This window comes from Phaeobacter sp. HS011, assembly GCF_018101215.1.
In the GTDB taxonomy this organism is placed as follows: Bacteria; Pseudomonadota; Alphaproteobacteria; order Rhodobacterales; family Rhodobacteraceae; genus Phaeobacter; species Phaeobacter inhibens.
In genome coordinates this window covers 19,801-44,677 of record NZ_JAGEUF010000015.1, presented here as the reverse complement: position 1 = coordinate 44,677, position 24,877 = coordinate 19,801, and the positions used below count along the sequence as shown (strand labels likewise).

Below are 24,877 nucleotides of genomic sequence, written 5' to 3'. Positions count from 1 at the left end.
CCATCGCCTCAGAAACGAGACAATAACCGACATTTGTCCGTAAATCAGGATATCAGCTGGTTTTCGACACCAACTCAAACGTAGAGTTTTCAGTCAGTTCTTGAATGCCCTGAGCGACGCCGACGCCATTCCCGTTACCTTCTGTGGCGCCCTCGGTATTCAGCGATAGATAGTAGCCCTGCAGCGTCGAGCATTCGAAGGCGACACGATTGGGGCCAACGAAGCGCACCACCCATTTTTCAAGTGCACCGCAGCCAAACTGGCAGTTAATCGGCTTGATCTGTTGCGGCGAGGGGGTGCCAATGCGCAGATAACAGTTGTGCCACTCTGCCGAGAGCAGGCCAACCGTACCTCCATCCTGTGGGGTCAGGACAAACTGCTCCCACGGTCCGGCCCCAATCTGAGCATTGACCGTTCCTGCGCCTTCAGGGGCGGGATTGTTGACACCGTTTGCATCCATTCGAAGATAGGCGTCACTATACGCAACGCATCTCAGAGCATAGGTCAAATTTTGCGCAGCTATGCCAGTAGCATTTTCGTCAAGAAGGCCAAGGTTCATGGCGTATACTCCTCAGGGATTAAAGGAGGTTTGAATATCACGAGTGCAACCTTTGGGTGAGTTAAATCCGCATTAGCCCATCGTAAGGCCAAAGTGATCTGCGGCGTAGGTGGCAGAAACAATCAGTCCCTGCGATTGGCATGGGTTGGCAGAAACTCATTGATGCGCTGTTATTCTCGGCCATCATGCTGGCCGTCAATTTGGACCGGGATTGGTTCGTTTACAGTGAGTGTTCGGTAGGAAAACGGAATTTCGATTCCAGCATCGTCCAAGGCGGTTTTCACGGCCGCCACGACCTGATCCCGGCTGGCACGGATATCCAGAGGTTCGGAGCCGGTCCACCAGGTGATTTCGAAGTCAACGGAGGAGGCGCCAAAGGTCTTCGCAAAGACCTGAACATCGCGAACATCGTCGCGAACCATATCTACGTTTCGAACCGCTTCGGAGATAACGCTGCGCGCCGTATCAACGTTCTCGCCATAGGCGATACCGCAGATCAGTGTGGCTCTGCGCAGTTCTCGATTGGTGCGGACCGTGACCGCGTTGTGAAAGAGCTGAGCGTTGGGGACAACAACCAGCTGCCCGTCGGTTTGGCGGATGTGGGTGTCGCGCACCGTGATCGCCTCGATCTTGCCTTCTGCCCCCTCACATTCGATGAAATCACCAATCTGAAACGGCTCGCGCAGCAGCAACAGGATACCGGCCAGAAAATTCTCGAATGTATCCTTGAACGCGAAGCCGATGGCGACCGAGCCAAGCCCAAGCGTAGTAAGCGCCTTGCCGGGTGTTACGGTTGGGAAGACCACCGTTACGGCAATCAGGCTGCCGATCAGCCAGAGTATCACACTGGCCAGCAGCTGCAGCACATCGCAGAGATTGCGGCGTAACTTCAATTGTCGGCTAATCCGTCTGATAACAATCTTGGCCGCCCAGACCAGAAGGGCTGTCAAAAGCAGGATCGTGAGCGCAACACCGACGCGTGGCAGCGCGATGACCGCACTCGCCAACCAGTCGCTCATCTGCTCCATCAGTGTCATGCTGAGGTCTTCGGTCACCGACATCCCCTTCTTGCAAAGTTCGACTCTCAACGCGGTTGCGCGGAAAAGGTTCCGCTTGGCGGAACATTCCGGGGTGCCTGAGCGTTGTGAAGAATAGGAAAAACAGGAGCTGCATATGACCGAGGCCAGGACCCACGGCGAAGATCTCATTCAAGAAGAATGCGAGAATGAGGCGGTCGAGGAGGCGACGGGCCTGTCTCCTAGGTTGATCTTTGAAACGATACGTCGCAACGGCGAAGAGGAACTGGAGCGCCCAGTCCGGGCGCTTTGGTGGTCGGGGATTGCCGCAGGGTTGCTGATCAGTTTTTCGGTGCTGGGCAAGGCCGTCTTCAAGACACATCTGCCGGATGCCAGCTGGTCACCTCTGGTGGAAAACCTCGGCTATTCGCTGGGGTTCCTGATGGTAATCTTGGGGCGTATGCAACTCTTCACCGAAAATACTATCACTACCGTGGTGCCTGTTATGCTGCGCTGGGATAAGGCAAGCTTCTTGCGCACCGCGCGGCTTTGGGGGGTCGTGCTTGCGGCGAATGTCGTGGGGGCTTTTCTCATCGCGTCATTTTTTGCGCTGACACCGGTACTGGATGGCGATCTGCGCGCGGCCATGGTGAAAATCAGTGAACATGCAACCGGCATGCCGCCTCTCATAGGACTGATCAGCGGTATCCCATCAGGGATATTGATTGCCGCTATTGTCTGGATGCTGCCCTCGACCCAGCATAGCGAAATTCCGCTGATCATCATATTTACGTGGTTAATCGCGGCGGGCGATTTCACCCACATCGTGGCCGGGTCGGTGGAAATGGCGTTCCTGATGGTGCAGGGGTTGTTGCCTCTGGGGCAGGCGATCTTCGGGTTTTTTATCCCGGTTCTTATTGGCAATGTCATCGGCGGCACCGCCGTCTTCACCGTGTTGACCTATGCGCAGATCAAACCCGAGATCCCTGAAAAATAGATCGGGGTCCCAGCATATTTCCGGACCGGGCGCCTTTGCGGCTCGGTCCGGGGGAACTTTCCCTTATCAAAAGCGTTTTCTCAACAGATTGATAACGATAGAATGAGGAAGAGCGATGATAAACTGGCCATTGATTTTCACTCTGATTGCCGCGGCTTCAGCGGCGCTGGCTTTTGGTGGCGTTGCGACCGGGCTCGCTGTAGCTGCGAATGTTGTGTTTCTGATTTCTATGTTTTTACTTGGACTCGCACTGATCGACCGGACGCTCTGCAGCTGATCCTGGTGCATGCCAGACGGTAACGGACAGCGGCTGGGTGTACGACTCTGTCCGCCACAAAAAAGATGCGCTCCCGTGGGAGCGCATCTTTTTGTTCGGGCGAGACTTAAGGACCGACAGTTTCCTCCCCAAAGCTCGGATGAACCCCGGTGACGGCAGCCAGATCATCAGCACTTGCGCCGCTTGCTAGAAGTGCGGCAAATGGGGCAATCATTTCAGATGCTGCGTGGTTGACTAAGGCGATACCGCTAAGGCGACCGTCGCAGATTGCACGTGCGACAAAAGAATTCGCTGCAGTGCCGTCGTCCAATACATCGCTGGCTAAATTGGCAATGACCTCGCCATCGTCCTGCCCCTCTGACATGGACCCAACCTGGGCCACGGGCGGGATCGTGTAGGCCGACTGCGGAACCAGATCCAGATTGATCTGATCGGCGCCCGCCCCAAAATGTTGTGCGGCAAAACAGGCGCCATCGCGTGTCGCCACCGGTGTCAGGGGCAGACGGTCCGCTACATCGCCGATCGCATAGATACCGGGAATCGAGGTCTGGAAATGCTCATCAATGGCCAGAGCCCCGGTTTTGACGTGAGCGATGCCCTGAAGACCTGGCCCCATATTGTCCGTATTGGGCACCCGCCCAATCGCCGCAATGACACGATCAGCATATTGAATGCTGCCGTCATCAAAGCTTACCTTGAACATGGTTCCGTTAAAGTCGATCTGAATTGGCTTGCAGCCGAATTCGATGGTCACGCCCTGTTTCTCGAGACCAGCTTGCATGCAGTCGACGGCGGGCGCGTGAAACTGCTCCAACAGCCGGTCGCTATCGGTCATCAGCTGGACTTCACTACCAAGCGCCGCAAATATGCTGGCAAACTCGCAGCCGATATAGCCGCCGCCGATAATAAGCAGTCGGCCGGGCAGATCGGTCCAGTGGAAGACGTCATCGCTTGTGACGGCAAGATCCCCTCCCGGAATATCCAGAGCACGCGGGCGGGCACCGGTGGCGAGGAGCAGCTTGCCCGGTTGAAAGACATCGCCGCCGGCGTGTACCTGACCAGCTTCGCCAATCTCGGCGGTTGCCCGCAGCAGGCGGACGCCGGCTTGTTGCAGCTCTTCTTCGAAATGGCGATTGAGCCGGTCGATCTTTGCGTCGGACCGGCGGCGTAGGGCCGCGAAATCAAGGTGAGGACTGTCGGTCAGGCCGACCTTGGCCATTTCTCTTAGGCTCTGCTGTTGCGCCGCTGCGCTCCACATCAGTTTTTTCGGCGTGCATCCCCGGTTCACGCAGGTTCCACCCAGTTCTGCGCGCTCGATCATGACGACAGATGCGCCAAGCCGTGCGGCGGCCTTTGCTGCGGCCAGCCCTCCGGAACCTCCGCCGATCACCACAAGATCATGGGAGGCGGCGGGTGGGTGGGTTAAATGGCTCATGGTTATCTCCGATCAGACTGAGTCAGGACCCCAACCCGCAGGCAACGGGTAAGTTCCAAGAAACAAAAAGCGCGTCTGTTGCGTTGGTCTGTCAACTCAGGAGAGACATCATGCCAAGCCAGCCAGACAATCGAGGGGATGCGTCCAGAGAGGCAGCTTCCACTGTAGACTACACTGAGGACGGTACTCCGGTTACGGATGATTTTGCGAATACTACCCCCCAAGGCCGGGATGCGCTGCGGCCGGACGGCGCGGCGGGCGATGGCTCTGTTGCCGCTAACCAAGGACGTCTCTCCACCGCCACGGGCTGGCTAGGAAGGCTCCCTTCGTCAGTCAAACTGCTCTGGTGTGCGTGGACCCGCATGGGCAACGCTCATGGCGGGCTGTTGGCGGCGGGTGTGGCCTTCTACGGGCTTTTGTCGGTGTTCCCAGGTATCACCGCGTTTGTTGCACTGTTTGGGTTGATTGCGGATCCGACATTGATCACCGAGCAATCTACGTGGCTGACCAGCCTATTACCGTCTTCGGCGGCGGAGCTGGTCAACCAGCAGTTGGTGCAGGTTGCAGGGGCGCGGCCGGACACGCTCGGTTGGGCCGCTGCGGCCTCTGCAGCGCTGGCATTATGGTCGGCGTCACGCAGCACCGATAGTGTGATCCAGGGGTTAAACGTCATTTTTGGCACGAAGGAGCAGCGCAGTTTTATCGTGCTGAAAGCCGTGATTGTCACCATCACATTTGCCGCAATCTGTGGTGCGCTTCTGCTGCTGTTGATCGTTGCAGCAATTCCGGCAGCGGTTGCGCTCTTTGGGGACTCCGCCCTGCTGGCGGGGATAACGCAACTGCTGCGCTGGCCGTTGATGTCTGTGGTAGGGATTGCCGGGATTTCTCTGCTGTACAGATTTGGTCCGGACCGGTCGGGCGAGGGTTGGCAGCTGTTTACTCCCGGGGCAATCCTCAGTTGCACGCTTTGGGTGGCTGGGAGCATCGGTTTCAGCCTCTATGTGCAGGCCTTTGGCAGCTACAACGAGACATTCGGCGCGCTGTCGGGGGTGATCCTTCTCCTCACCTGGATGTGGCTTTCGGCCTTTGTCATCCTGTTTGGCGCCGGGCTGGATGCTGAAAGGCGGGCAAACACTGAGACTGATTGTGCTCCACTGTCGGCAGAGGCCGAGGGCGGCCCAGAGGTGCGAGATGGCCAGTCGTCTTCTTTTGCAGCCTGAGATGCACAGGCGAGGTGTGAGGTGATCAACGGTCAGTCGTCAGCCTCGTCCTGCACCTCGCTCAACCGCGTGCCAAGAGCCGCGCCAAGCCCGCTGAGCATTGCGAGGATGGCCAAAACCGGGGCGGCCCCTATAGCATCAGCCAGCAGCCCAAAGCCGCCGCCCAGCAGGAGGAGTACCCCAATCATCGTGTTGGAAAGCGCCGTGTAGACCGATGTGTGCCCATGGGTGTCCATGTCCGTCAGGTGGGTCTTTCGCCCGGCGCGCGCGCCTTGGTAGGCGATCTGCGCCACAAAGACAAAGCCTGCGACAATGACACTGGCAGGCGCTCCGGTTGCCCAGCCAACTGCTGCCGCCATGGTCAGCGTCACAGCGCTTAACGCACCGGAGACCATCAAGGTCTGGCGGCTGGAGCGATCCGACAGTTTCCCCCAGATATATGACGATACAATAGCCGCAACCGATGACGCCAGCACCAAGAGACCAAGGTTGCCAAACCCGCTCTCTGCATTTCGGCCGCCAAGCATCACCAGAAACGGCGGCGCAAGGGCGGTTGAGATCAGCAGCGCTCTTGTGCCGATATAGCGGCGCAGCTCCCGGTCTTCCTTGAGTGGACGTAGCAGCTCGTTCGGGGCAAAACCCTCCGCTTCCTGAGGTGCGGCCTCGGGCTCATCCAGTCGCGCAAAAATGGCTGCTGAGCCGAGCCAGAAAACCCCTGCCAAAGCAACCACCAGCGAGATTGCAACAGTCGTGCGTGGCAGAACGCCGGTGCTGAGAAGAACGGCGAAGAGGAACACGCCACTGGCCGCGAGCGTCCCCGCCGTGCCAGAGACCGAGCCGCGTTTACCCTTGTCCACGGTGCGGGCCAGAATATCCTTATAGCTGGCAGAGCAGGCCGACCGCGCCACCGCGAGCAACGCCAGACAGACCAAGATGACCCACCCGGCCCAATACCCCGGCAGCAGCAAAGCCGCTGCTGCCATGCCGAGTGCTGCCAGCCCTTGCAGCGCTGATCCCGCAGCCCAATAATATTTGCGCTGGCGACTTTGTTCGATGCGCTGTGCAAGTGCCAGCTGCGGCAGCAGTGACCCGGATTCACGCACTGGAACCAACACGCCAATCAGGTAGCCCGGCGCCCCGATTGCGTTGAGCAACCAGGCCAGAACCAGTTTCGGGTCGATCAACCCGTCGGCCAGTTTGGTTGCGGTCAGTGCGGTGATATGGGTGGCAACCCGGTCAGCGGTTTGTTGATCGGGGGCCTTCGCATCCGTGATCAGCTTATAAATCGAATTTGCCACACCCATGATGTCTTTGCCTCGTAGCTGAACCTCTTGCTCCCTGCGATATGGATCAGAGCGTGCATAAGTCTATGGGCGATGAGCCATATGCAGTGTCAACCGGTGGCACGCGCGCGGTTCGCAACCTTCAGCAGGCGTTGAAATGTTGGACATTCCATATGCGACGGGGCAGGGCAGTCGGCGACGTGGCGGATGGCGTCCCGCAGTGTCGACAGGCTGTGGATTTGCTGATCAAGTTGGTCCGCGCGCTGATGCAGCTCTGCGCGTGGTAGATCGGGTTGACCATCGGAACCGAACATGCCGGAAATTTCCGCCAGTGTGAAATCGGCTGCCTTGCCAAGCGCGATGAGCGAGAGCTTTAAGAGCGTCTCCGGTCCGAATTGCCGCCGCAGCCCCTTGCGGCTCAGGGAGGTGATCAGGCCGAGTTCCTCATAATACCTGAGCGTGGCGGGCGTGACACCACAGCGGGCAGCAACCTCTCCGATGTCATATAGGCGCATCGATTTCCCCTCTTGACCTAAAGTGGACTTGAAGTCGCAGAGTGCTTGAGAGTGTTGAATATCACAACAGGAGTTTTGCATGTCCGGGCAGATAGACACAGGATCCGACGGCATTTGGAGAGATCCGCGCGCCATTGCATTGTTGCTGGCGGCAACTTTGACGATCATGGCAAACGCCACCATCAGCCCGGCGCTGCCAGGCATCGAGGCAGAATTCGCCGGAAGCCCGAATGCAGCGTTGCTGACGCGGTTTTTGGTGCCTGCACCATCGCTTTCAGTCCTGATTTGTGCGCCCGTCGCAGGGTGGTTTGCAGACCGATACGGGCGGCGCTGGATGCTGTTGTTGGGCGTTGTGCTCTTTGCGATCAGCGGTGCGGCGGGGCTGATGTTGCCCGACTTGACATCCATCATGATCAGCAGATTGCTGCTGGGGGTGGCTGTGGCCATGATCATGACGGCACAAACCGCGCTGATCGGCGATTACTTTGTCGGCGATGCACGGCGCAGTATGATGGGGTTGCAGACTTCGGCGCGCAACTTTGGTGGGCTGCTGTTCATCACCTCTGCCGGCTGGCTGGCGCTGATATCTCCCCGGCTGCCGTTTGCCATCTACGGCGCTGCAATCATTTTGGTGCCGCTGGTCTGGCGGTACGTGACAGAGCCGGATCCGCTTCGCCAAAACCAACATGTTGCCGGGGCTGAAGGTGGTGCAGGCCACGTAAGATGGCGGATACTGCTCTCCGGACTGGCGTTGCTACAGATGATTACCAGTCTGGTCTTCTTTATGATGCCAACCCAATTGCCGTTTTTCCTTGCCTCACAAGGCGGGGATCATTCGGCAAAGACCGGGTTAATGCTGGGCATTCTGACGCTGTCTGGCGGCATGATGGGGTTCTTCTACCTACGCATCAACCGGGTTCTTCGTGAGGCTGGTTCCTATATGCTGGGGTATGCTCTGATGGCGGGTGGCTTCCTGCTGCTGACAGTTGACGGCGATCTGTGGCACAGCATGGCGATGGTTACCATTGGTGGCGGGTTGGCAACCGTCATGCCAAATTTCATCGCCCTGGCTCTGGCGTTATCACCGGCCAACCGGCGCGGCATCGTTGCAGGAGCGTTGATGGCCTCGGTGTTTCTGGGACAGGTCCTGTCCCCGGCTGTAAGCATTCCGGGAATCGCCAAACTCGGGTTTCTGGGGATGTTTCGTGCGGCGGCTGTGCTGTTGGCCTGTCTGGCAATCGGCGCTGCTATGTGGGCCCTGATTCCCCGGCTCAATATGATTCTTATCGAGCCGTTCAGGGGGCTACGCCGCTCCAGGTAGGTCAAATTGGCAGCATCACACCACCGCGCGTTAAGATATTGCAGATAAAACCTAACAGAGCGTTAAGGCCTGGTTTTGATTTTTTGAAAGGTAAGGCGGCTATTTTCCGTCGGTAGCTGTCGTCAATGAGGGCCGCGCCCGCGACATTGTGGCGACCGTGCCGCGGTAAGGTCGCAATGCTGCGGTGTTGGGTTGTGGAATGCCGGGGTACTGCGGGGTGACAACTTGATTTGGCAAATGATTACAGTGACTTATTAAAAAGTTAATAAAATCACTGAGAAATTGTGTGCGCTCTGCGGTTTTTTTGCGATGATGGGGCATCAAAACCCTGGGGGGGGTACTGATTTGTTAATAGAGACTTATTTCGCGCATGGTTTCGGCCATGTTCGGCAGCTTCGCGCCTCATTCCGGCCGCAGCCTTACACCAAGGTGTGAGCGTGGGAATTTGGAGAGGGTGATGAAACGCATTTTTGCTGCTTTTGCGGCATGCCTCCTGTTTGGCATGCCTGATAGTGCTGCTGCGGAAGATCCGCAGTCCAGTATCACCTCCGTTGTCGGATGGGAGGCCGTAGGTCGGCTGAACATTTCGGGACGGAACATGTGTACCGGGGCATTGGTTGCGCCTGATCTGGTCGTGACAGCCGCGCATTGTGTCTATGATCCGACCACTGGTCGGCAGGTCGACCCGACCAGTATCCGCTTCGAGGCAGGTCTGAACGGGCGGCGGGCAAAGGCGGCGCGGTCGATCACAAAGACGGTCGTGCATCCCAGCTATCAATATGAGCAGCCGGGCGATTCACAGCTTGGCAATGACATCGCGATTCTCAGGTTAGACCGCCCCATCAGTCGCAAGATGATCCAGCCTTTTGAATTGGCCAACCGTCCGGCGCGTGGCGCGTCGGTTGAGGTTCTGTCCTATTCGATGGCGCAGCAGAACCGCCCCAATCTGGAGCAGAACTGCCATGTCTTGGCGCGACAGGCGCAGATCGTGGTCATGACCTGTCGGGTTGATTTCGGAGCCTCCGGAGCGCCGGTGTTTGATGTGGTGCCGGGCCGGATGCCGCGGTTGGTTTCGGTCATTTCTGCCAAGGCGGCGGTAGGCAATCGCAGGGTATCCATCGGGACGTCATTTGACCGAACGGTGATTGCGATGATGCGTTCTGCCAGCTGATGTGATGATCTGACGGGGTAAACCGGCATAGAGACCGGGTCGAGCAGCCCCCGTTGGCCCATTCGGACAGACGCATGCCAGATGTTTTCGGGCAAAGCACCTGACTGATGAAAAGCATCTTGTTGAGCTGCTCTCCCTGGCTCACGCAGCCTCAGACAGATCTCAGCTCAGCGACGAGACGCTGCGATATCGCCTGATCCCGATTGGAACGCAGGGAATGGGCTGAGAACAGGCACTAAGGTTCGCGTAGCGCCTCGCGGGATTTATACAGCGGCTTCAGCATGTAATTGAGGATCGTCTTGCTACCGGTCTGCAATTCCGCCGTGGCGCGCATACCAGGGCGGATTTCAATCGCTTGCTGGCGTTCGGTAAACTCCGACCGGTCCACTTTCACCGTGACACGATAGTAGGGTTCGGCGCGGGGGTTGCGCTCGTCCTCGAATGTATCGGCTGAGACAAAATCCACCTTGCCACGCAGGGAACCATAGATGGTGTAGTCATAGGCAGACAGTTTGATTGTGGCATCCTGTCCGGGTTGCACGCTTGCGATATTCTCAGGCTTTACCCGTGCTTCGACAAACATCTCCTCACCCAGAGGAATAATTTCGACGATCTCCTCGCCGGGGCGGATCACGCCACCGATGGTCGTGACAGCCAGACTGTTGACGATCCCTGCCATGGGGGAAGTGATCACGGTCCGGTTCAGCTGATCCTGCGCCAGCCGCAATTCCTGCCGGTAGGAGGTCAGTTCGCGCAGCGTTTTGGAGTAATCCTCAGCCAGCTCAAGCTCGGATTGCGTGCCGATTTCATTGTATTTCGCCTGCGCGTCGCTCACCGCTTTTTGGGAGCGATTGACTTCAATCAGCGCTACGATCTCTTTCTTGTGCAGGCGCTTCATATTGGCCAGCTCGTCTTTTAATTGGTCGAGGATCTCGCGGGCGCTATCGCGGCGGCTGGTGAAATCGGTCTGGCGGGCATTCAGAAGCGCCCTCTCCGAGGTGTAAATTCCGGGAGAACGGTCCGCCAGTTCCTCCGGCACATTGAAGTCGAAGGCACCTTCCAGTTCGGCCTCAAGCCGATACTGTTTGATTTCCAGCGCGTCGATCCGGTCCTGCAGATCATCTGCTGCGGCGCGGAACTTGGTGTCTTGCAGACGGGCAAGGATCTGGCCCGCTTTGACCGCATCGCCCTGATGGACATGCAGTTCGGCAAGAATGCCGCCCTCAAGGTTCTGCACGATCTGGGAGCGCGAGGAGGAGACAACCTCGCCATCCGCGCGCACGATTTCATCAACCCAGGCAAAACTGGCCCAGAGCAGAAACACGACCAGCGCGCCTGCAACCAGATAGATGATACGGCTGGCCCCGCGCGAGGTCTCGCGAAGATCGTAGCCGGTTGAGATCATTTGGTTTCCCCTGCCGCGAGATGGGCCAGAACCTGATCACGCGGACCGTCTACGACCATGCGGCCGGACTGGAGGATCAAAGTGCGGTTTGTCAGTGACAGGATCGGCATGCGATGGGTGGCGATCACGGTTGTGCGCCCTTCCAGCCAGGTTTCCAAGCGGCTGACCAAGGTCCGTTCCAACGTCTGATCCAGCGCCGCCGTAGGCTCATCCAGCAGGACAATAGACGGGTTCTGCAGCCACAGGCGGGCCCAGCCGATGGATTGGCGTTGCCCGATGGACAGACCGCCGCCCCCGTCGAAAATTTCCAGGTCGAGGCCCTTGTGGTGGTTGCGTACATGCGCGCCAAGACCTGCAAAATCCAACGCTGTCATCAACCTGTCGTCGTCGCGCTCCAGCTGGTTCAGGTTCAGGTTTTCGCGCAGCGTGCCTGCAAACAGGCGGACATCCTGGCTGAGATAGCCAATGTGGCGGCGCAGGTCGCGTGGGTCTATTTGGGTCATATCAGTGCCGTCGATCATCACCCGGCCGCGATCCGGTGCATAAAGCCCCGACATCAGTTTGAGCAGCGTGGATTTGCCCGACCCATTGACGCCCAGCACCGCGACACGCTGGCCTGGTGTCACCGCGACACCAGGCACATCCAGCGTCGGTGCGCCATCTTCGTCATAACGGAACATGACTTCGCGCAGTTCAAACCGCCCTTGAAGGCTGTCGCGGCGCAGATAGGACCGCTCGTCTTCTTTTTCCTGAGCAGAATTGGCGATGGCATCCAGGCCTTCCAGCGCGCCTTTGACGTTGCTCCAACGGGCCAACGTGGCGGCAAACTGGGTCAGCGGGGCCAGCGTCCGGCTGGTCAGGATGCCGGTCGCAATGATGGTGCCAACTGTGAATTCTCCGGCAAAGACCATCAAAGTACCGACAACAACCGACCCGATGTAGGTCGCTTGCTGCACACCCTGTGACCAATGGGTCAGGGCGCTGGACAGTCGGCGCTGCTCGGTTGCGGCATGGGTGGACAGGGTGTTCAACTCGTCCCAGAGGCGCAAGACGCGATCTTCGCCGCGCTGGCTCTTGAGCGTGTCCAGCTCATTCACCACCTCGTGCAGCAGGCGACCTGCCTTGGCATTTGCCCCTTGGGTCTGGCGGGTCAGCGCAATCATGCGCTTCTGCATGAAATACGCGGGCAGCAGCATCAGGATGCCACCGGCAATGATAATCCAGACAATCGGGCCGGCAATTGAGGCGACCAGCAGCAGGAACACAGCGATGAAGGGGATATCAGCCAGTGTCGAAATCGTGGTCGAGGTGAAGAACTCGCGCACCGAGCCGAAATCGCGCATCGCGGCAAACAGCCCGGAGGGCGGTAGCGGTTTTTTATCTGACCGCATCCCGATCAGGCGGCGCATCAGGTTGTTCTGAACCGAGAGCTCAATCTGGCGTCCGGCAGCATCGGTGAGCCGGGCACGGGCCAGTTTCAGCAGCGCTTCCAGCATGATGGCGAGGAAAGCACCAACAGCCAGCACCCAAAGCGTTGCATGGGACTGGTGCGGCACGACGCGGTCATAGACCTGCAGGGAGAACAGCGCGACCGAGACTGCCAGAATATTGGCAACCAGAGAGCCGAGCATGATTTCACCCACCTGACGGCGGTATTTGGGAAATTCCCCCCAGAACCAATGGTCACTTTCCAGCTGCGGGGTATGACGGGCGGCGATCTGCTTCAACGAATTCCGCGCGCCCAGCGTGGTGCCGGTGAAGTAGGGGCCGAACTCGCCCACCGGAACATCCGCACGATTGTCCGTGCAGGTGGTGTCATAGACGCTGAGCATGTCGCGGCTCTGCGACAGCACCAGCACACATTGGCCGTTGTTCATCATTGCCAGCGCGGGCCAGCTTTCGGCGGTGAGAAGCACCTGATGATTGATCTGGGCCTGCATGCCGGTGGTTTGTAGCGCACGTGCCAGCGAGTCCACGGAGACATCGCCAGGGTCATTGCGCCACATGTGCTCGGCAATGTCGCTGAGAGCGACATTGGTGCCTTTGAGTGCGGCAAAGGTCGCGATCAATGCGGCGCGGTGCTGAATGCGGGCTGTCGCATCCTCGATCAGTGCGCTGACCTCACCGATGTCACCGTCTTCCAACAGCCCAGTCAGATCCACCTCAGCCATCGGCGGGGCAGCCGGGCCGGGGGGGGGCGCTGGCGCAGCAGAAGCCGGTGCCAGATGTGGTGCGGCTTGGGTCTCAACAGCACGGAGCACAGGTTTGCCGCCACCGACGCGTGCGGCATCATCCGGCGCGCGGGGGGCTGGGGGGACGGTCCGCAGCACGGTCTCATCTGTCGGGCGGTTGGAATTGCTCAAATCCGGTCCCCATCGGCCAAAAGTCCCATATCGCTTGCCAGCGCCAGCTGGATCAGAACGACTTCGTATTTTGCATCGATATGGGCGTGTTCGCGGCGTACCACTTCTTCATAGATGGACACCACATCCATGACCGAGCGTTGCCCGGCCTTAAACTGTGCCTGAAACAGGCGATAGGTCTCGCGGCTGGTCTGCGCCAGCGTTGCGGCTTCGGCCTCTTGCCTGCGATAGGAGGCAAGGCGCTGCATCTGCCGACTGTAGTCGCGGCGCGCGTCTTCTTCGACTTCGGAGACCTGACGTTTGGCAATTTCCTTTGAGGCTTCAATCGCCTTCAGCGCGGCAGGGGTGCCAAGGCCAAAGGGCTGGGCCAGATCAAGTGTCAGCCCCGCACCGGACCCGTCACTGGTGACATTGCCCGCCGCAGAGACCTGGGGCAGCAGGCCGGCGCGTTCCATCTTGGCCTGTTCCACACTGCGGGTAGCCTCGGCTTCGGCCTTCAGCACGGTCAAATAGGTTCCGGCTTCCGGAGGGGAGGCCAGATGTAAGCGGCTCGGGGTCTCCGCAAAACTTTGACCGGTGATCGCTTTCAACTCGGCGGAGGCTGTTGCTGTGGCGTCCTTGGCTGTCGCTACAGCAGAGCGCATACCGTTGATTTTGCTCTGTACCACATTGAGATCGGCGCGATCCGAGACTCCGCCTTCAACGCGGCCCAACACGATACGCTCGAATTCATACATCCGTGACAGGGCACGGGTGCCGACGGTGGCTTTCTCGGCGCCACGCAACCCGGACACATAGAGGCTGAGCGCGGTTTCGACGCGCTCGTTCATATCAATCGACAGGTTTACGGCGGCGACCTCGACGTCGGCGGCGGCAAAGGCGCGCTCGGCCTTGCGGCGGCCGTTGTCGAACAGCACCTGCTCAATCAGGATCCCAGCCACCAGATCCCCAAGATCCGTCAGGCTGACCGAGGGGCCGAGCGTTGGTAACCAGTTTTTGGACTTGGCTTCGGCGCGCAGCTTGGCGCTGGTCAGCTCTGCCTCTGCAGAGCGGGCAGAGGCGGAGATCGTTGACTGGGCCACGACGTCATAGATGCTGCCGTCCTCCAGCAGCGATTGACGCTGCATCAGCGTGGAAATTACAGCAGAGGGGTTCTTGGCATCCGGTTGGGCAAAGCTGCTGGCGCGACGGCTGACATCCGTTTCGGCGCCTTCGCCGGGCTTGGCAAAGGGCAGGGACTGCATGCAGGCCGACAGGCAGCACAACAGTGCCACCGCGCCAATGGGTCGTCCCAATTGCATTCTGCCCCCTCGCATCGCCTGTGTCCTTACCCTTGTTGCCGGGTATTTGTCTCGGGGGCCAATGGCCAGTGCCAAATCGGCCCCCGGTCGATATCTGTGGATCAGAGAACCACCTGCACGTCCTGGTCGACAATCAGCGTCGTGCCATCGTTGCCGATGGTGTAGACATTGAAGGTCTCGCCGTCGATCTGACGGGTACCACCAGCATTGCCGCCGGCCAGGGTGATGGTGTCGTTGTTGTCGCCCCGGATCGTGAGCGTGTCCGAATTGCCGGACAGCGCTTTGATATCGGATTCGTTCAGGGTCAGGCTGACATCCGATGCATAGTGCAGGTTCAGATCGTCCACGTTGAACTGGCCAAGGGCCGCGTGATCCAGAGAGCCTGCATTGGTCGCGTTGTCGTCAAAGACCACGAGCGTGCTGGAGGTATTGCCGACCGCGTCATTGCGTGACAGGACCAAATGCGTCCCGTCCGGAATGGCAGAGCCAAAGCGGAATTCCGTCCCGTCGATAGGATCGACGGTTTTCGACGCAGCAGGGGATCCCATGGTGCCATTCGGATTGAGCGTGTTGACAGAATAATTGTCAGTCGCATCCAGCGTCTCCAGCCGAACGATCCCGTTGCTCGATTCCGTGACCGTGTTGATCGTCGCGGCGCCAACTTCGGTATCCACCGAGAACTGCTCAACAGTGCTGCGTTCATTTCCGGCGGCGTCTGTCGCACGAATGGTGGCCGTCGCGGTATAGGTGCCATCGGGCAGGTCCGCATCAGCGAATGTCACACTCCAGTTCCCGGAGGCATCAACCGTCGCGTTATTGGTGACCGCGCCGATGGTGACGGCAACCGTAGAGCCAGCCTCGACCGTGCCCGACAGGGTGGTGCCCGCGATCTGCTCCGCTTTGTTGACGATGTCGTCCGACGTCTGGTTCGGCTGAACCGTCAAAGGCACCACTTCGGTATCGAGTGCAACGGTGTCAGAGACACTTGCCGTGTTGCCCGCATCATCAATGATAGAGGCGGTAATCGGCAAGGATTGGGTGCCTGTCGGAATTTCGGTCGCCGGGAAGGTTGTGGCCCAGTCGCCGTTGACATCGGCGACCACCTGGCGGCTTGCAGCACCGAGGCCAACCGTCACGGTCAGGCCTGGCGTCGCGGTGCCACTGATTTCGACACCGTCGGCACGTTCAACGGCGTTGATCACGTCGTCAATCTCGATCGGGTCGGGAGATAGCGCCACAGTGCCTGCAACGGTGTCTACCCGCAGGGCAGAGGAGGCCGAAGCGGTGTTACCCGCTGCGTCCGTTGCCGACACTGTGACCGAGGTATTGTATTCGCCAGCCGCCAGCGCGCCTGGCTCGAAGAGGGCGCTCCAAGTGCCATTTGCGGCCACGGTTGCGGTCCGGGTTACACCCGCGACCGTTACCTCGACGGCAGACCCTGGCTCAGCAGCGCCCGTAAGAGTCACACCGGCCTGCGCTTCAGCGGCGTTGACGATATTGTCGCCGCCTGCCTGATTGGCATCGATGCTGACCGCGGTCGAGGTGTCGACGCGCAGGGTGCCTGTAGTGCTCTCGCTGTTTCCGGCGGCGTCCGTTGCAGTGACGCTGATCGGAGCATCATATTCACCGGGGGTGATTTCGCCGGTGGTATAAGGCGCGCTCCAGCGGCCCTGTGCATCGGCTGTCACGGTGCGCGTGATGCCTTGGAAGGTGACCGCAACGGAGGCACCGGCCTCCGCAGTGCCGGTCAAGGTGAGGCCGCCTGCGGCTTCCGCACCATTCAGCACGTCATCGCCACCGGCCTGCCCGTTGTCGAGGCCAACGCTGGTCGTGGTGTCGACGTGGATCTGGCTGCTGGCCGAAGCCGTGTTGCCGTAGGCATCGGTCGCCGTCGCTGTCACGGTTGTGTCATAGGTCCCATCGGCAATGTCGGACCCGGCAAAGCTCGCCGTCCATTGCCCTTGGGCATTGGCCGTCACGGTGCGGGTTGCATTGCCCAGCTGAACCACAACGCTGGCGCCTGCCTCGGCGGTGCCGGTCAGATCCAGGCCGTTGTTGGCCTCGACCGCGTTGATCAGGTTGTCACCTGCAAGCGGGTTGCTGAGTGCCACCTCGGTTTCGGTGTCTACACGGACGGTACCGGTGGTGGAGGCTGTGTTGCCGAGCGCATCGGTTGCAGTGACCGAGACGTTGGCATCGTATTCGCCGGTTGGGATCTCGCTGCTGGCGAAATCCGCACTCCAATTGCCCTGCGCATCCGCCGTCACGGTGCGCGTCGTCCCCTCAAGTGTCACAGCGACGCTGGCGCCGGCCTCGGCCTTGCCCGTCAGGGTTACACCGCTGGTCGCTTCCGGAGCGGAGATTACATTGTCGCCCGCCTGAACCGCGTCGAGAGACGCCGTGGTTTCGGTGTCCACAGGGATCGAGGTTGAGGTGGAGCTGGTATTGCCGCTGGTGTCGGTCGCCACGGCAGAGACGCTTGCGTCATAGGTGCCGGTTGCGATTTCCGAGCTGAGATAGCTGGCCGACCAGTTGCCCTGCGCGTCAGCCGTCACGGTGCGGCTAACACCCTGGAAGGTCACCACAACACTTGACCCGGCTTCGGCGGTACCCGTGAGGGTGATGCCCGCTGCCTGCTCGGCACCGCTGATCATGTGATCATTGCCCACTTGGGTGTTGATGGTCACACGGGTTTCGGTGTCGACATCAACAGTGTGGGTGGTGGTGCTGGTATTGCCAAAGGAATCAGCGCTGGTGACTTCGATGGTGGAGCTGTAGATGCCCGTCGCCACTTCGTTCACGCTGTAGTTCACCGACCATGTGCCGTCATCGGCAACCGTCGTGGTGCGGGTCACGCCCTGAAATTCCACGCTGACGCTGGCACCGGCTTCGCCGGTACCGTTGATCACAACACCATCGGCCACTTCGATATAGTTGATGTGGTCATCGCCCTCGACGGTGTTGACAGCGATCGGCGGCGGTGTGGTGTCGATGATGACCGAAGGGCCATCAAGATTGAATTCGGTCCCGTCCGGATCCTTTACGTAGACTGTGGTCTCGTAAGAACCGTCTGGCGGCAGGTTGGTGACCGGGAAGTTCGCAACCCAGGTGCCATCGTCCTTAACCGTGACGGTTTCGGTAATTGTGCCCAGTGTTACCTCGACGGTGGAGCCGGGGGCGCCGGTGCCGCTGACGACCACATCTTCGGTGGTGGATCCGGCGACGGGATAGGTTGCATCGGGGTTGTCGACGGTTGGTGTGACTGCGCCGCCACCACCGCCGCCGCCGCCACCACCGCCAACGATGGCAGCTGCACCGACAACACCGGCCGCCGCGCCGGCGGTGCCGAGGCCGCCAAGCAGTGGTGCTACGAGAGGCGCAACAACTGGTTCAATGCGTTCCACGTCAAGGAACACCATATCATCATAGGCGCTCCACTTGCCGCTTAGGTCTAGCGGTTCGTAGCTGGCATAGAGCATCCCGTCGGTGCGGTCCTCCAGAACCACCTCGACGAAGTTGCCTTCCTCGCTCAGGAACAGGTTTTTATTTCCCGTTGCGCCGGTATTGAAGAAGTCATCCAGCACCACCACCTGGCCGTCGATCAGCGTGATATGGAGGTCCTGACCGCGCCGCGCATAGCTTTCGACATCGGACGGGCCGAGGTTCAGCGAAATGTCTTTCGCCGTTGCTGTTGCAATTGTCGCCTGGGGGGTGTCAGCAGATGTACCATGCTGTTTGGTGCCCGCCATGTCGCGGACGATGTATCCAACCGTACTCATTTTTATATACCGCTCGTCAAAGACCAAAGCGCCAGAATCGTAGCGCCAAGGTAGCCTGCATTGTTTTGCCCATCAGCCGTCTCCGCGGCCATATTGACGCCATATTGCTGCCTTCTCAGCGGCCTTGTCTAGGTTTTGATGAGCGGATTTTTACCGAAAAGATCCGGGTGTGGCTAATTTGTATTCAATTTGCATCGAAGTTTATTGGGTGATTTTTGTTAATGTTCCCCTCTGCTTGACGTTAGGGAATTTATTGCACGGGGTTTGCGATAGGTTTGCGCGGCGCGCGAGCGTTCATGGGCCTTATCTCTAAGGCGGTTGTCGGAACTTTCCGTATCTTGGACGGCGTGATGAAGGTGCGTTTTGGGTGGCCCAGGTCACGTGTATATCGCTGATGTGTGAACAAGTGTTCTATTAAAACGCACTGGCAATTAACCAAAAAGACACCAGTTTCAGATAGGATGAAGGGCATAATTGGTGTAGAGTTGATCCTAAGTACACGACGCCGAAACCCAGGCCACAGCTGGAATGTCACCGCTCAGAGTGACCCGCTGGTCTTGTATCGCCGGATCCGGCGCCGAGCAGAATTCAGACGAATATTTTCACGCGGACATTACTTGGCCCTCGCGCTGGGCGCCCTCTGTCCGTGTGCGATCTTGGACCCCAGGAGGACCGGCGCGCAGTAACTAGGAGGCTAGAGCCAGATGAAAGACATTGCCGAAATCTTTGCCGAACAATATGGCGAAACGCGCGAGCAGGAGATGTCACTGCAGGACTATCTGAATGCCTGCCGTGATGATCCCAGCATGTACGCCAATGTCGCAGAGCGCATGCTCAAGGCGATTGGCGACGAAGAGCTGGTCGATACGTCAAAAGATGCGCGACTGGGCCCGATCTTTCAGAACCGGACCATCAAACGATACTCTGCCTTCAAGGATTTCTACGGGATGGAGGACACGATCGAGCGGATCGTGGGCTACTTCCGCCACGCTGCGCAGGGGCTGGAGGAGCGTAAACAGATCCTCTACCTGTTGGGTCCGGTTGGGGGTGGTAAATCCTCTCTGGCAGAGCGTCTGAAGCGTCTGGTCGAGGAACAGCCGATCTACGTGCTGAAGGCCGGGGACCATTTGTCTCCCATTTTTGAAAGCCCGCTTGGCCTCTTTGATCCGGTGCGGATGGGCAAATTGCTGAACGATGAATACGGGATCGCACAGCATCGCCTGCCGGGGCTGATGTCGCCATGGGCGGTACAGCGGCTTGATGAATTCGGTGGCGATATCAACAAATTTTCGGTGGTACGGCTGTATCCCTCCCGGCTGCGCCGGATCTGCGTGGCCAAGGTTGAGCCGGGTGATGAGAACAATCAGGATATCTCAACTTTGGTGGGCAAAGTCGACATTCGCCAGCTGGAGCATTTCAGCCAGGACAACCCGGATGCCTATAGTTTCTCAGGCGGTTTGAACCGAGCGACACAGGGCATCCTTGAGTTTGTCGAGATGTTTAAGGCTCCGATCAAGATGCTGCACCCGCTGCTGACAGCGACGCAGGAAGGCAACTATATGGGGACCGAGAGCTTTGGCGCGATCCCCTTCACGGGCCTGATCCTTGCCCATTCAAATGAATCTGAATGGCAGCAGTTCAAGAACAACAAGAACAATGAGGCCTTCATCGACCGGGTGTCGATTGTGAAGGTGCCGTACTGTCTGCGTGTCACGGAAGAGGCGAAGATCTACGACAAGCTGATTGAGCACAGCGAGCTTGCGGCGGCGCCCTGTGCCCCTGAGACGTTGAAAATCCTCAGCCGTTTCTCGGTTCTCACCCGGCTGAAGCCGCATGAGAATTCCAACCTCTATTCCAAGCTGCGGGTCTATGATGGCGAGAGCCTGAAGGATACCGATCCGAAGGCAAAGACCGTGCAGGAATATCAGGATCGCGCCGGTGTTGACGAGGGGATGAACGGGATCTCCACGCGCTTTGCCTTCAAGGTGCTGTCGACCACGTTCAACTTCGACACCGATGAGGTTGCGGCAGATCCGGTCCATCTGATGTATGTGCTGGAGCAGATGATCAAACGCGAGCAGTTCCCGACGGAGACGGAGGCGAAATATCTCGCCTTCATCAAGACGGAACTGGCGCCGCGGTACGAAGAATTCATCGGCAACGAAATCCAGAAAGCCTATCTGGAGAGCTATACCGAATACGGGCAGAACGTGTTCGACCGGTACATCTCTTATGCTGACGCCTGGATCGAAGAGCAGGATTACAAAGACCCCGATACCGGCCAGCTCTATGATCGTGAGGTTCTGGATGCGGAACTCAGCAAGATCGAAAAGCCCGTCGGCATCGCCAACCCCAAGGATTTCCGCAATGAGGTTGTGAAATTCGCTCTGCGCCACCGCGCGAATACCGGGTCAAACCCGGCGTGGAATTCCTATGAGAAGCTGCGCGATGTGATCGAAAAACACATGTTCAGCCAGGTTGAGGAACTGCTTCCGGTGATTTCCTTCGGCTCCAAGAAAGACAGCAAGACCGAAGGCAAACACCAGGAGTTCGTCGAAAGGATGCGCAGCCACGGTTACACCGATCGGCAGGTCCGCAGGCTGGTGGAGTGGTACATGCGCGTGAACAAGGCGGGCTAACAGAAAAGGGTGGGTGCCAGATGCATCATTTTATCGACAGGCGCGCCAATCCCAAGGGCAAGAGTTTGGGGAACCGGCAACGGTTCCTTGAGCGTGCCCGCGAAAGTATCAAGGAACGTGTCGACAGATCGGTCCGAGATAAGTCGATCAAGGATGGTGGTGGCATCCCGGCCGAAGGTGAAAAGGTCACCATCCCCTCCCGCGGGCTGAAGGAACCCCGGTTCCACCATTCGTCCAAAGGGGGGCGGCGGCGCCATGTGCTGCCGGGCAACAAGGAATTCGTGGTTGGCGATACGCTGAAACGACCCCAGGGCGGCGCGGGTGAGGGAGGCAAACAGGCCTCCGAGGATGGCGACGGCGCGGATGAATTTTCTTTCACCCTGACGCGTGACGAATATCTTGAGATCTTGTTCGACGGGCTGGAATTGCCCGATCTGGTTGAAAAGGCCACTGTAGAGACGGAAACCATCGGAACACGCCGCGCGGGGCTGACCACTGCGGGCACGCCGAATAACCTCAATCTTGTGCGGACCATGCGCAATTCCCTGGGGCGCCGGATCGCGTTGCAGCGGCCCTCCGTCAGATCCATTGCCGAGCTACAGGCCGAGATCCAAGAGCTGGAGGCGCTGCCAGAACGCAGCAAAAAACAGGAGAGCGATCTCGAGGATTTGCGACACCGGCTGGAGGTGTTGGAGCGCAAACGTCGGGTGGTTGGCTACATCGATCCGCTGGATCTGCGGTATGATACACATGTGCCTGAGAAAATCCGCAACTCGCGTGCGGTTGTCTTCTGCCTCATGGATGTGTCGGGCTCCATGCAGGAGCGGGAGAAGGATCTGGCAAAACGCTTTTTCCTGCTGCTGCATCTGTTCCTGACACGCAGCTATGAACACACCGAACTGGTGTTTGTCCGCCATACCCATCACGCGCAGGAGGTAGATGAGGAGACGTTTTTCTATGCGCGCGAAACCGGTGGTACAATCGTCTCAACCGCGCTGGAGAAGATGAAGGAGATCGTCGCAGAACGGTATCCGCCGGATGAATGGAACATCTATGGTGCGCAGGCTTCTGACGGGGAAAACTTCGGCAATGACTCGGCGCGCTGTAAGGCGCTGCTGTTGGAGGACCTGCTGCCGGTTTGCCAGTATTACGCTTACGTTGAAATCGTCGATGAAAACGCCGAGATGCTGTTGAACAATCCCGAGGCGGGCGAGGATTTGTGGCAGAACTACCGGCAGGTGAAGGCACAGGCTCCGCACTTTGAAATGCAGCGGGTGTCGCAACCATCGCATATCTATCCGATTTTCCGGGAATTCTTCCTTCCCAAGGCAAAAGGGGCGCAGAATGCAGGCGGGTGACACTGTCGCGAAACCAATGTTCACGGGGCCGGAATGGACCTTTCAATTGTTGGAAGTCGCGCGCGACGCGATTGAGGAAATCGCGCTCAATGATCTGGGGCTGGACGTCTATCCAAACCAGATTGAGATCATCTCGGCCGAACAGATGCTGGATGCCTATTCCTGCGTCGGACTGCCATTGATGTATCAGCATTGGTCGTTTGGTAAGCATTTTGCCCGTGATGAAGCGCTTTACCGGACCGGGCGGCAGGGGCTGGCCTATGAGATTGTCATCAACTCAAACCCCTGTATCAGCTACAATATGGAAGAGAATACGATGGCCATGCAGACTCTGGTCATGGCGCATGCAGCCTTTGGGCATAATCATTTCTTCAAGAACAACTACCTGTTCCAGCAATGGACCGACGCGGCCGGCATCCATGATTACCTGGCCTTTGCCAAGAATTACATCTCGGCCTGCGAGGAACGGTATGGCCTCAGTGCGGTGGAGGAAATCCTGGATGCGGCCCATGCGTTACAGTCGCAGGGCGTGTTTCGCTATGGGCGTCCGCCCAAACCAACCACCGAAGAACTGGCCGCGATGCAGAAGGTGCGTGAAGGCTATGAAAGCGCTCAGAGCGTATTGGACATCTGGACCGATGCGACGCTGGGCCAGGACAAGCTGGAGCAGATCAAGGATGAACCCTACAGTGCCCGCCGCAAGCTGATGAATCTGCCGCAGGAGAACCTGCTGTATTTTCTGGAAAAGCACAGTCCGGTGCTGGACCCTTGGCAATGTGAGATCCTGCGCATTGTGCGGATGCTGGCACAGTATCTCTATCCGCAGAAGCAGACCAAGGTCATGAATGAGGGCTGCGCGACCTTTGTGCATTATTACATCATCAACAAGCTGTTCGAGCAGGGGCGCCTGACCGAAGGCGCTTATATGGAAATGATGCACAGCCATACCAATGTGGTGCTTCAGCCTGAGTATGATGACCCGCGCTATTCCGGCATCAATCCCTATGCGCTCGGCTTTGCGATGATGCAGGACATCCGCCGTATCTGTGAGAACCCGACCGATGAAGACCGGGAGTGGTTCCCTGATTTTGCAGGCGATCCGGATTGGCGGCGGGTGATGCGGGATGCCTGGGCCAACTACCGCGATGAAAGTTTCATCCAGCAGTTCCTGTCGCCGCACCTTATCCGCAAGTTCAAGCTGTTCACGCTCGCCGATGATGCGGATCAATCACATTTGGTGGTGAGCCAGATCCACAATCGCAGCGGCTATCGCTCAGTGCGCCGAGATCTCGCGCATTCCTATGATCTGGCCTATTTAGAGCCTGATATTCAGGTCACCGACGCCGACCTCAAGGGGGATCGTGAGCTGAAGCTGACCCATACGGTGCGGGATGGGATCCACCTGTCGGAGGAGGATCGCGATGAGGTGCTGAAGCATCTGCGCAGGCTATGGGGATACGATGTCAGTCTTGAGGCGGTCGACGCAGGGGGATGACGTCGGATCAGGGGATCTGGGCCCGCAATTGCTCCTCAAGCGAGGTTTTGGCGGCCAGAATATGTGCCGTCGTTAGTCGGGCGGCCTTTTCGGCGTCGCGCTCTGCGCAGGCGCGGAGGATATCGCGGTGTTCCTGGTCGCTGCGGGCCATGCCGTCACTCATGATCAGCTGCGCCCTCAGGTAGCGGTCGATGCGATCCATGGCGCTCTCGATAACTTCGACATGGTAGGGCAGGCCGCTAACGCTGTAGAGCGTGCCGTGAAATTGCCGGTTCAGTGGTCCCCATTGCATCGGGTCATCGCAGGCGGCAAAGGCATCCAGATGCGCGTGGGCCTGATCGGTAATCTCTTGGGTCATATTGGCCACCGCGGCGCGGATAATATCGGCCTCAAGTTTCGCGCGCAGTTCGAAAATTTCGGAGGCATCCTGCATCGACAGCGTCGCGACCACGGCACCCTTGTAGCGCTGGGAGGTGACCAGCCCCTGTTGTTCCAGGCGGGTGATGGCCTCGCGTACGGGAAAGCGTGAGGTGCGAAAAGCCTTGGCGATTTCGTCCTGTCGCAAGGGAGTGCCGTCAGAGAGCTCGCCGGTGATGATTGCCTTCTGCAGGGTACGAAAGATGATCGTCGCGGCGGACTCGGTCTTGGAGATATCGATGGCGTGCAGTTTCAATCCGGTTCCTCGGCCAAAGCGGAGTTTGTGAGGTCGATTATGCCTGTGGTTGAACGCCGCCGCCAGCCCC

General features: G+C 58.7%; 17 protein-coding genes. 7 read left to right on the top strand and 10 right to left on the bottom strand.

The features are described from left to right. Positions 1–52: 52 nt before the first annotated feature. Positions 53–559, bottom strand: coding sequence for a hypothetical protein (locus J4721_RS19540; RefSeq protein WP_014873340.1), 507 nt, complete (start codon positions 557–559; stop codon positions 53–55). A gap of 170 nt (positions 560–729) precedes the next feature. Further along, on the bottom strand, positions 730–1,620 hold the full coding sequence (locus J4721_RS19535; RefSeq protein ID WP_211003457.1) for a mechanosensitive ion channel family protein: 891 nt from the start codon (positions 1,618–1,620) through the stop codon (positions 730–732). A 112-nt stretch (positions 1,621–1,732) separates the two neighbouring features. Between J4721_RS19535 and J4721_RS19530 the strand changes: the two genes are divergently transcribed. After that, positions 1,733–2,572, top strand: coding sequence for a formate/nitrite transporter family protein (locus J4721_RS19530; protein ID WP_211003456.1), 840 nt, complete (start codon positions 1,733–1,735; stop codon positions 2,570–2,572). A gap of 383 nt (positions 2,573–2,955) precedes the next feature. Here the strand turns inward: J4721_RS19530 and J4721_RS19525 are convergent, their stop codons facing one another. Next, positions 2,956–4,284: an NAD(P)/FAD-dependent oxidoreductase gene (locus tag J4721_RS19525; RefSeq protein WP_211003455.1), complete on the bottom strand. Its 1,329-nt coding sequence runs from the start codon at positions 4,282–4,284 to the stop codon at positions 2,956–2,958. A gap of 110 nt (positions 4,285–4,394) precedes the next feature. Between J4721_RS19525 and J4721_RS19520 the strand changes: the two genes are divergently transcribed. After that, the gene (locus tag J4721_RS19520; RefSeq protein ID WP_102853907.1) at positions 4,395–5,504 is read left to right on the top strand and encodes a YihY/virulence factor BrkB family protein; all 1,110 of its coding nucleotides are present in this window, start codon (positions 4,395–4,397) and stop codon (positions 5,502–5,504) included. A gap of 32 nt (positions 5,505–5,536) precedes the next feature. Here the strand turns inward: J4721_RS19520 and J4721_RS19515 are convergent, their stop codons facing one another. Then, a complete protein-coding gene (locus tag J4721_RS19515; RefSeq protein ID WP_211003454.1) occupies positions 5,537–6,808 on the bottom strand; it encodes an MFS transporter in 1,272 nt (423 codons plus the stop codon). Between the two features lie 89 nt (positions 6,809–6,897). Further along, entirely contained in the window at positions 6,898–7,302 is a 405-nt protein-coding gene (locus tag J4721_RS19510; RefSeq protein WP_014873346.1) for a helix-turn-helix domain-containing protein, read from the bottom strand. 79 nt (positions 7,303–7,381) lie between these two features. Between J4721_RS19510 and J4721_RS19505 the strand changes: the two genes are divergently transcribed. Both J4721_RS19505 and J4721_RS19500 read left to right on the top strand, forming a co-directional pair. Then, positions 7,382–8,623 carry an MFS transporter gene (locus tag J4721_RS19505; RefSeq protein ID WP_027248160.1) on the top strand — a complete coding sequence of 414 codons (1,242 nt, stop codon included), beginning with the start codon at positions 7,382–7,384 and terminating at the stop codon, positions 8,621–8,623. A gap of 457 nt (positions 8,624–9,080) precedes the next feature. After that, complete coding sequence (locus J4721_RS19500; protein ID WP_014873348.1) at positions 9,081–9,794, top strand: serine protease; 714 nt, start codon at positions 9,081–9,083, stop codon at positions 9,792–9,794. Between the two features lie 235 nt (positions 9,795–10,029). Here the strand turns inward: J4721_RS19500 and J4721_RS19495 are convergent, their stop codons facing one another. From J4721_RS19495 to J4721_RS19480, 4 genes are all read right to left on the bottom strand, one after another. Next, a complete protein-coding gene (locus tag J4721_RS19495) occupies positions 10,030–11,199 on the bottom strand; it encodes an HlyD family type I secretion periplasmic adaptor subunit (RefSeq protein ID WP_102915640.1) in 1,170 nt (389 codons plus the stop codon). Beyond that, the gene (locus J4721_RS19490) at positions 11,196–13,562 is read right to left on the bottom strand and encodes an ATP-binding cassette domain-containing protein (RefSeq protein ID WP_014878960.1); all 2,367 of its coding nucleotides are present in this window, start codon (positions 13,560–13,562) and stop codon (positions 11,196–11,198) included. The genes J4721_RS19495 and J4721_RS19490 overlap by 4 nt, the downstream gene beginning before the upstream one ends. Then, entirely contained in the window at positions 13,559–14,863 is a 1,305-nt protein-coding gene (locus J4721_RS19485; protein WP_211003453.1) for a TolC family protein, read from the bottom strand. Before J4721_RS19485 ends, J4721_RS19490 begins: the two co-directional genes overlap by 4 nt. Positions 14,864–14,964: 101 nt before the next feature. Continuing rightward, a complete protein-coding gene (locus J4721_RS19480) occupies positions 14,965–18,642 on the bottom strand; it encodes an Ig-like domain-containing protein (RefSeq protein ID WP_102876042.1) in 3,678 nt (1,225 codons plus the stop codon). A gap of 704 nt (positions 18,643–19,346) precedes the next feature. Here J4721_RS19480 and J4721_RS19475 point away from each other — a divergent pair. Genes J4721_RS19475 through J4721_RS19465 form a run of 3 tightly spaced genes read left to right on the top strand, consistent with a single transcriptional unit; the run spans position 19,347 to position 24,134 of the window. Beyond that, entirely contained in the window at positions 19,347–21,281 is a 1,935-nt protein-coding gene (locus tag J4721_RS19475) for a PrkA family serine protein kinase (protein WP_014873353.1), read from the top strand. 20 nt (positions 21,282–21,301) lie between these two features. Continuing rightward, positions 21,302–22,639, top strand: coding sequence for a YeaH/YhbH family protein (locus tag J4721_RS19470; RefSeq protein WP_102874930.1), 1,338 nt, complete (start codon positions 21,302–21,304; stop codon positions 22,637–22,639). Continuing rightward, positions 22,626–24,134 (top strand): SpoVR family protein, encoded by a 1,509-nt coding sequence (locus J4721_RS19465; protein WP_102853912.1) that lies wholly within the window; start codon positions 22,626–22,628, stop codon positions 24,132–24,134. Before J4721_RS19470 ends, J4721_RS19465 begins: the two co-directional genes overlap by 14 nt. Before the next feature lie 7 nt (positions 24,135–24,141). Here the strand turns inward: J4721_RS19465 and J4721_RS19460 are convergent, their stop codons facing one another. After that, positions 24,142–24,807 carry a GntR family transcriptional regulator gene (locus J4721_RS19460; RefSeq protein WP_102853913.1) on the bottom strand — a complete coding sequence of 222 codons (666 nt, stop codon included), beginning with the start codon at positions 24,805–24,807 and terminating at the stop codon, positions 24,142–24,144. Between the last annotated feature and the right edge of the window lie 70 nt (positions 24,808–24,877).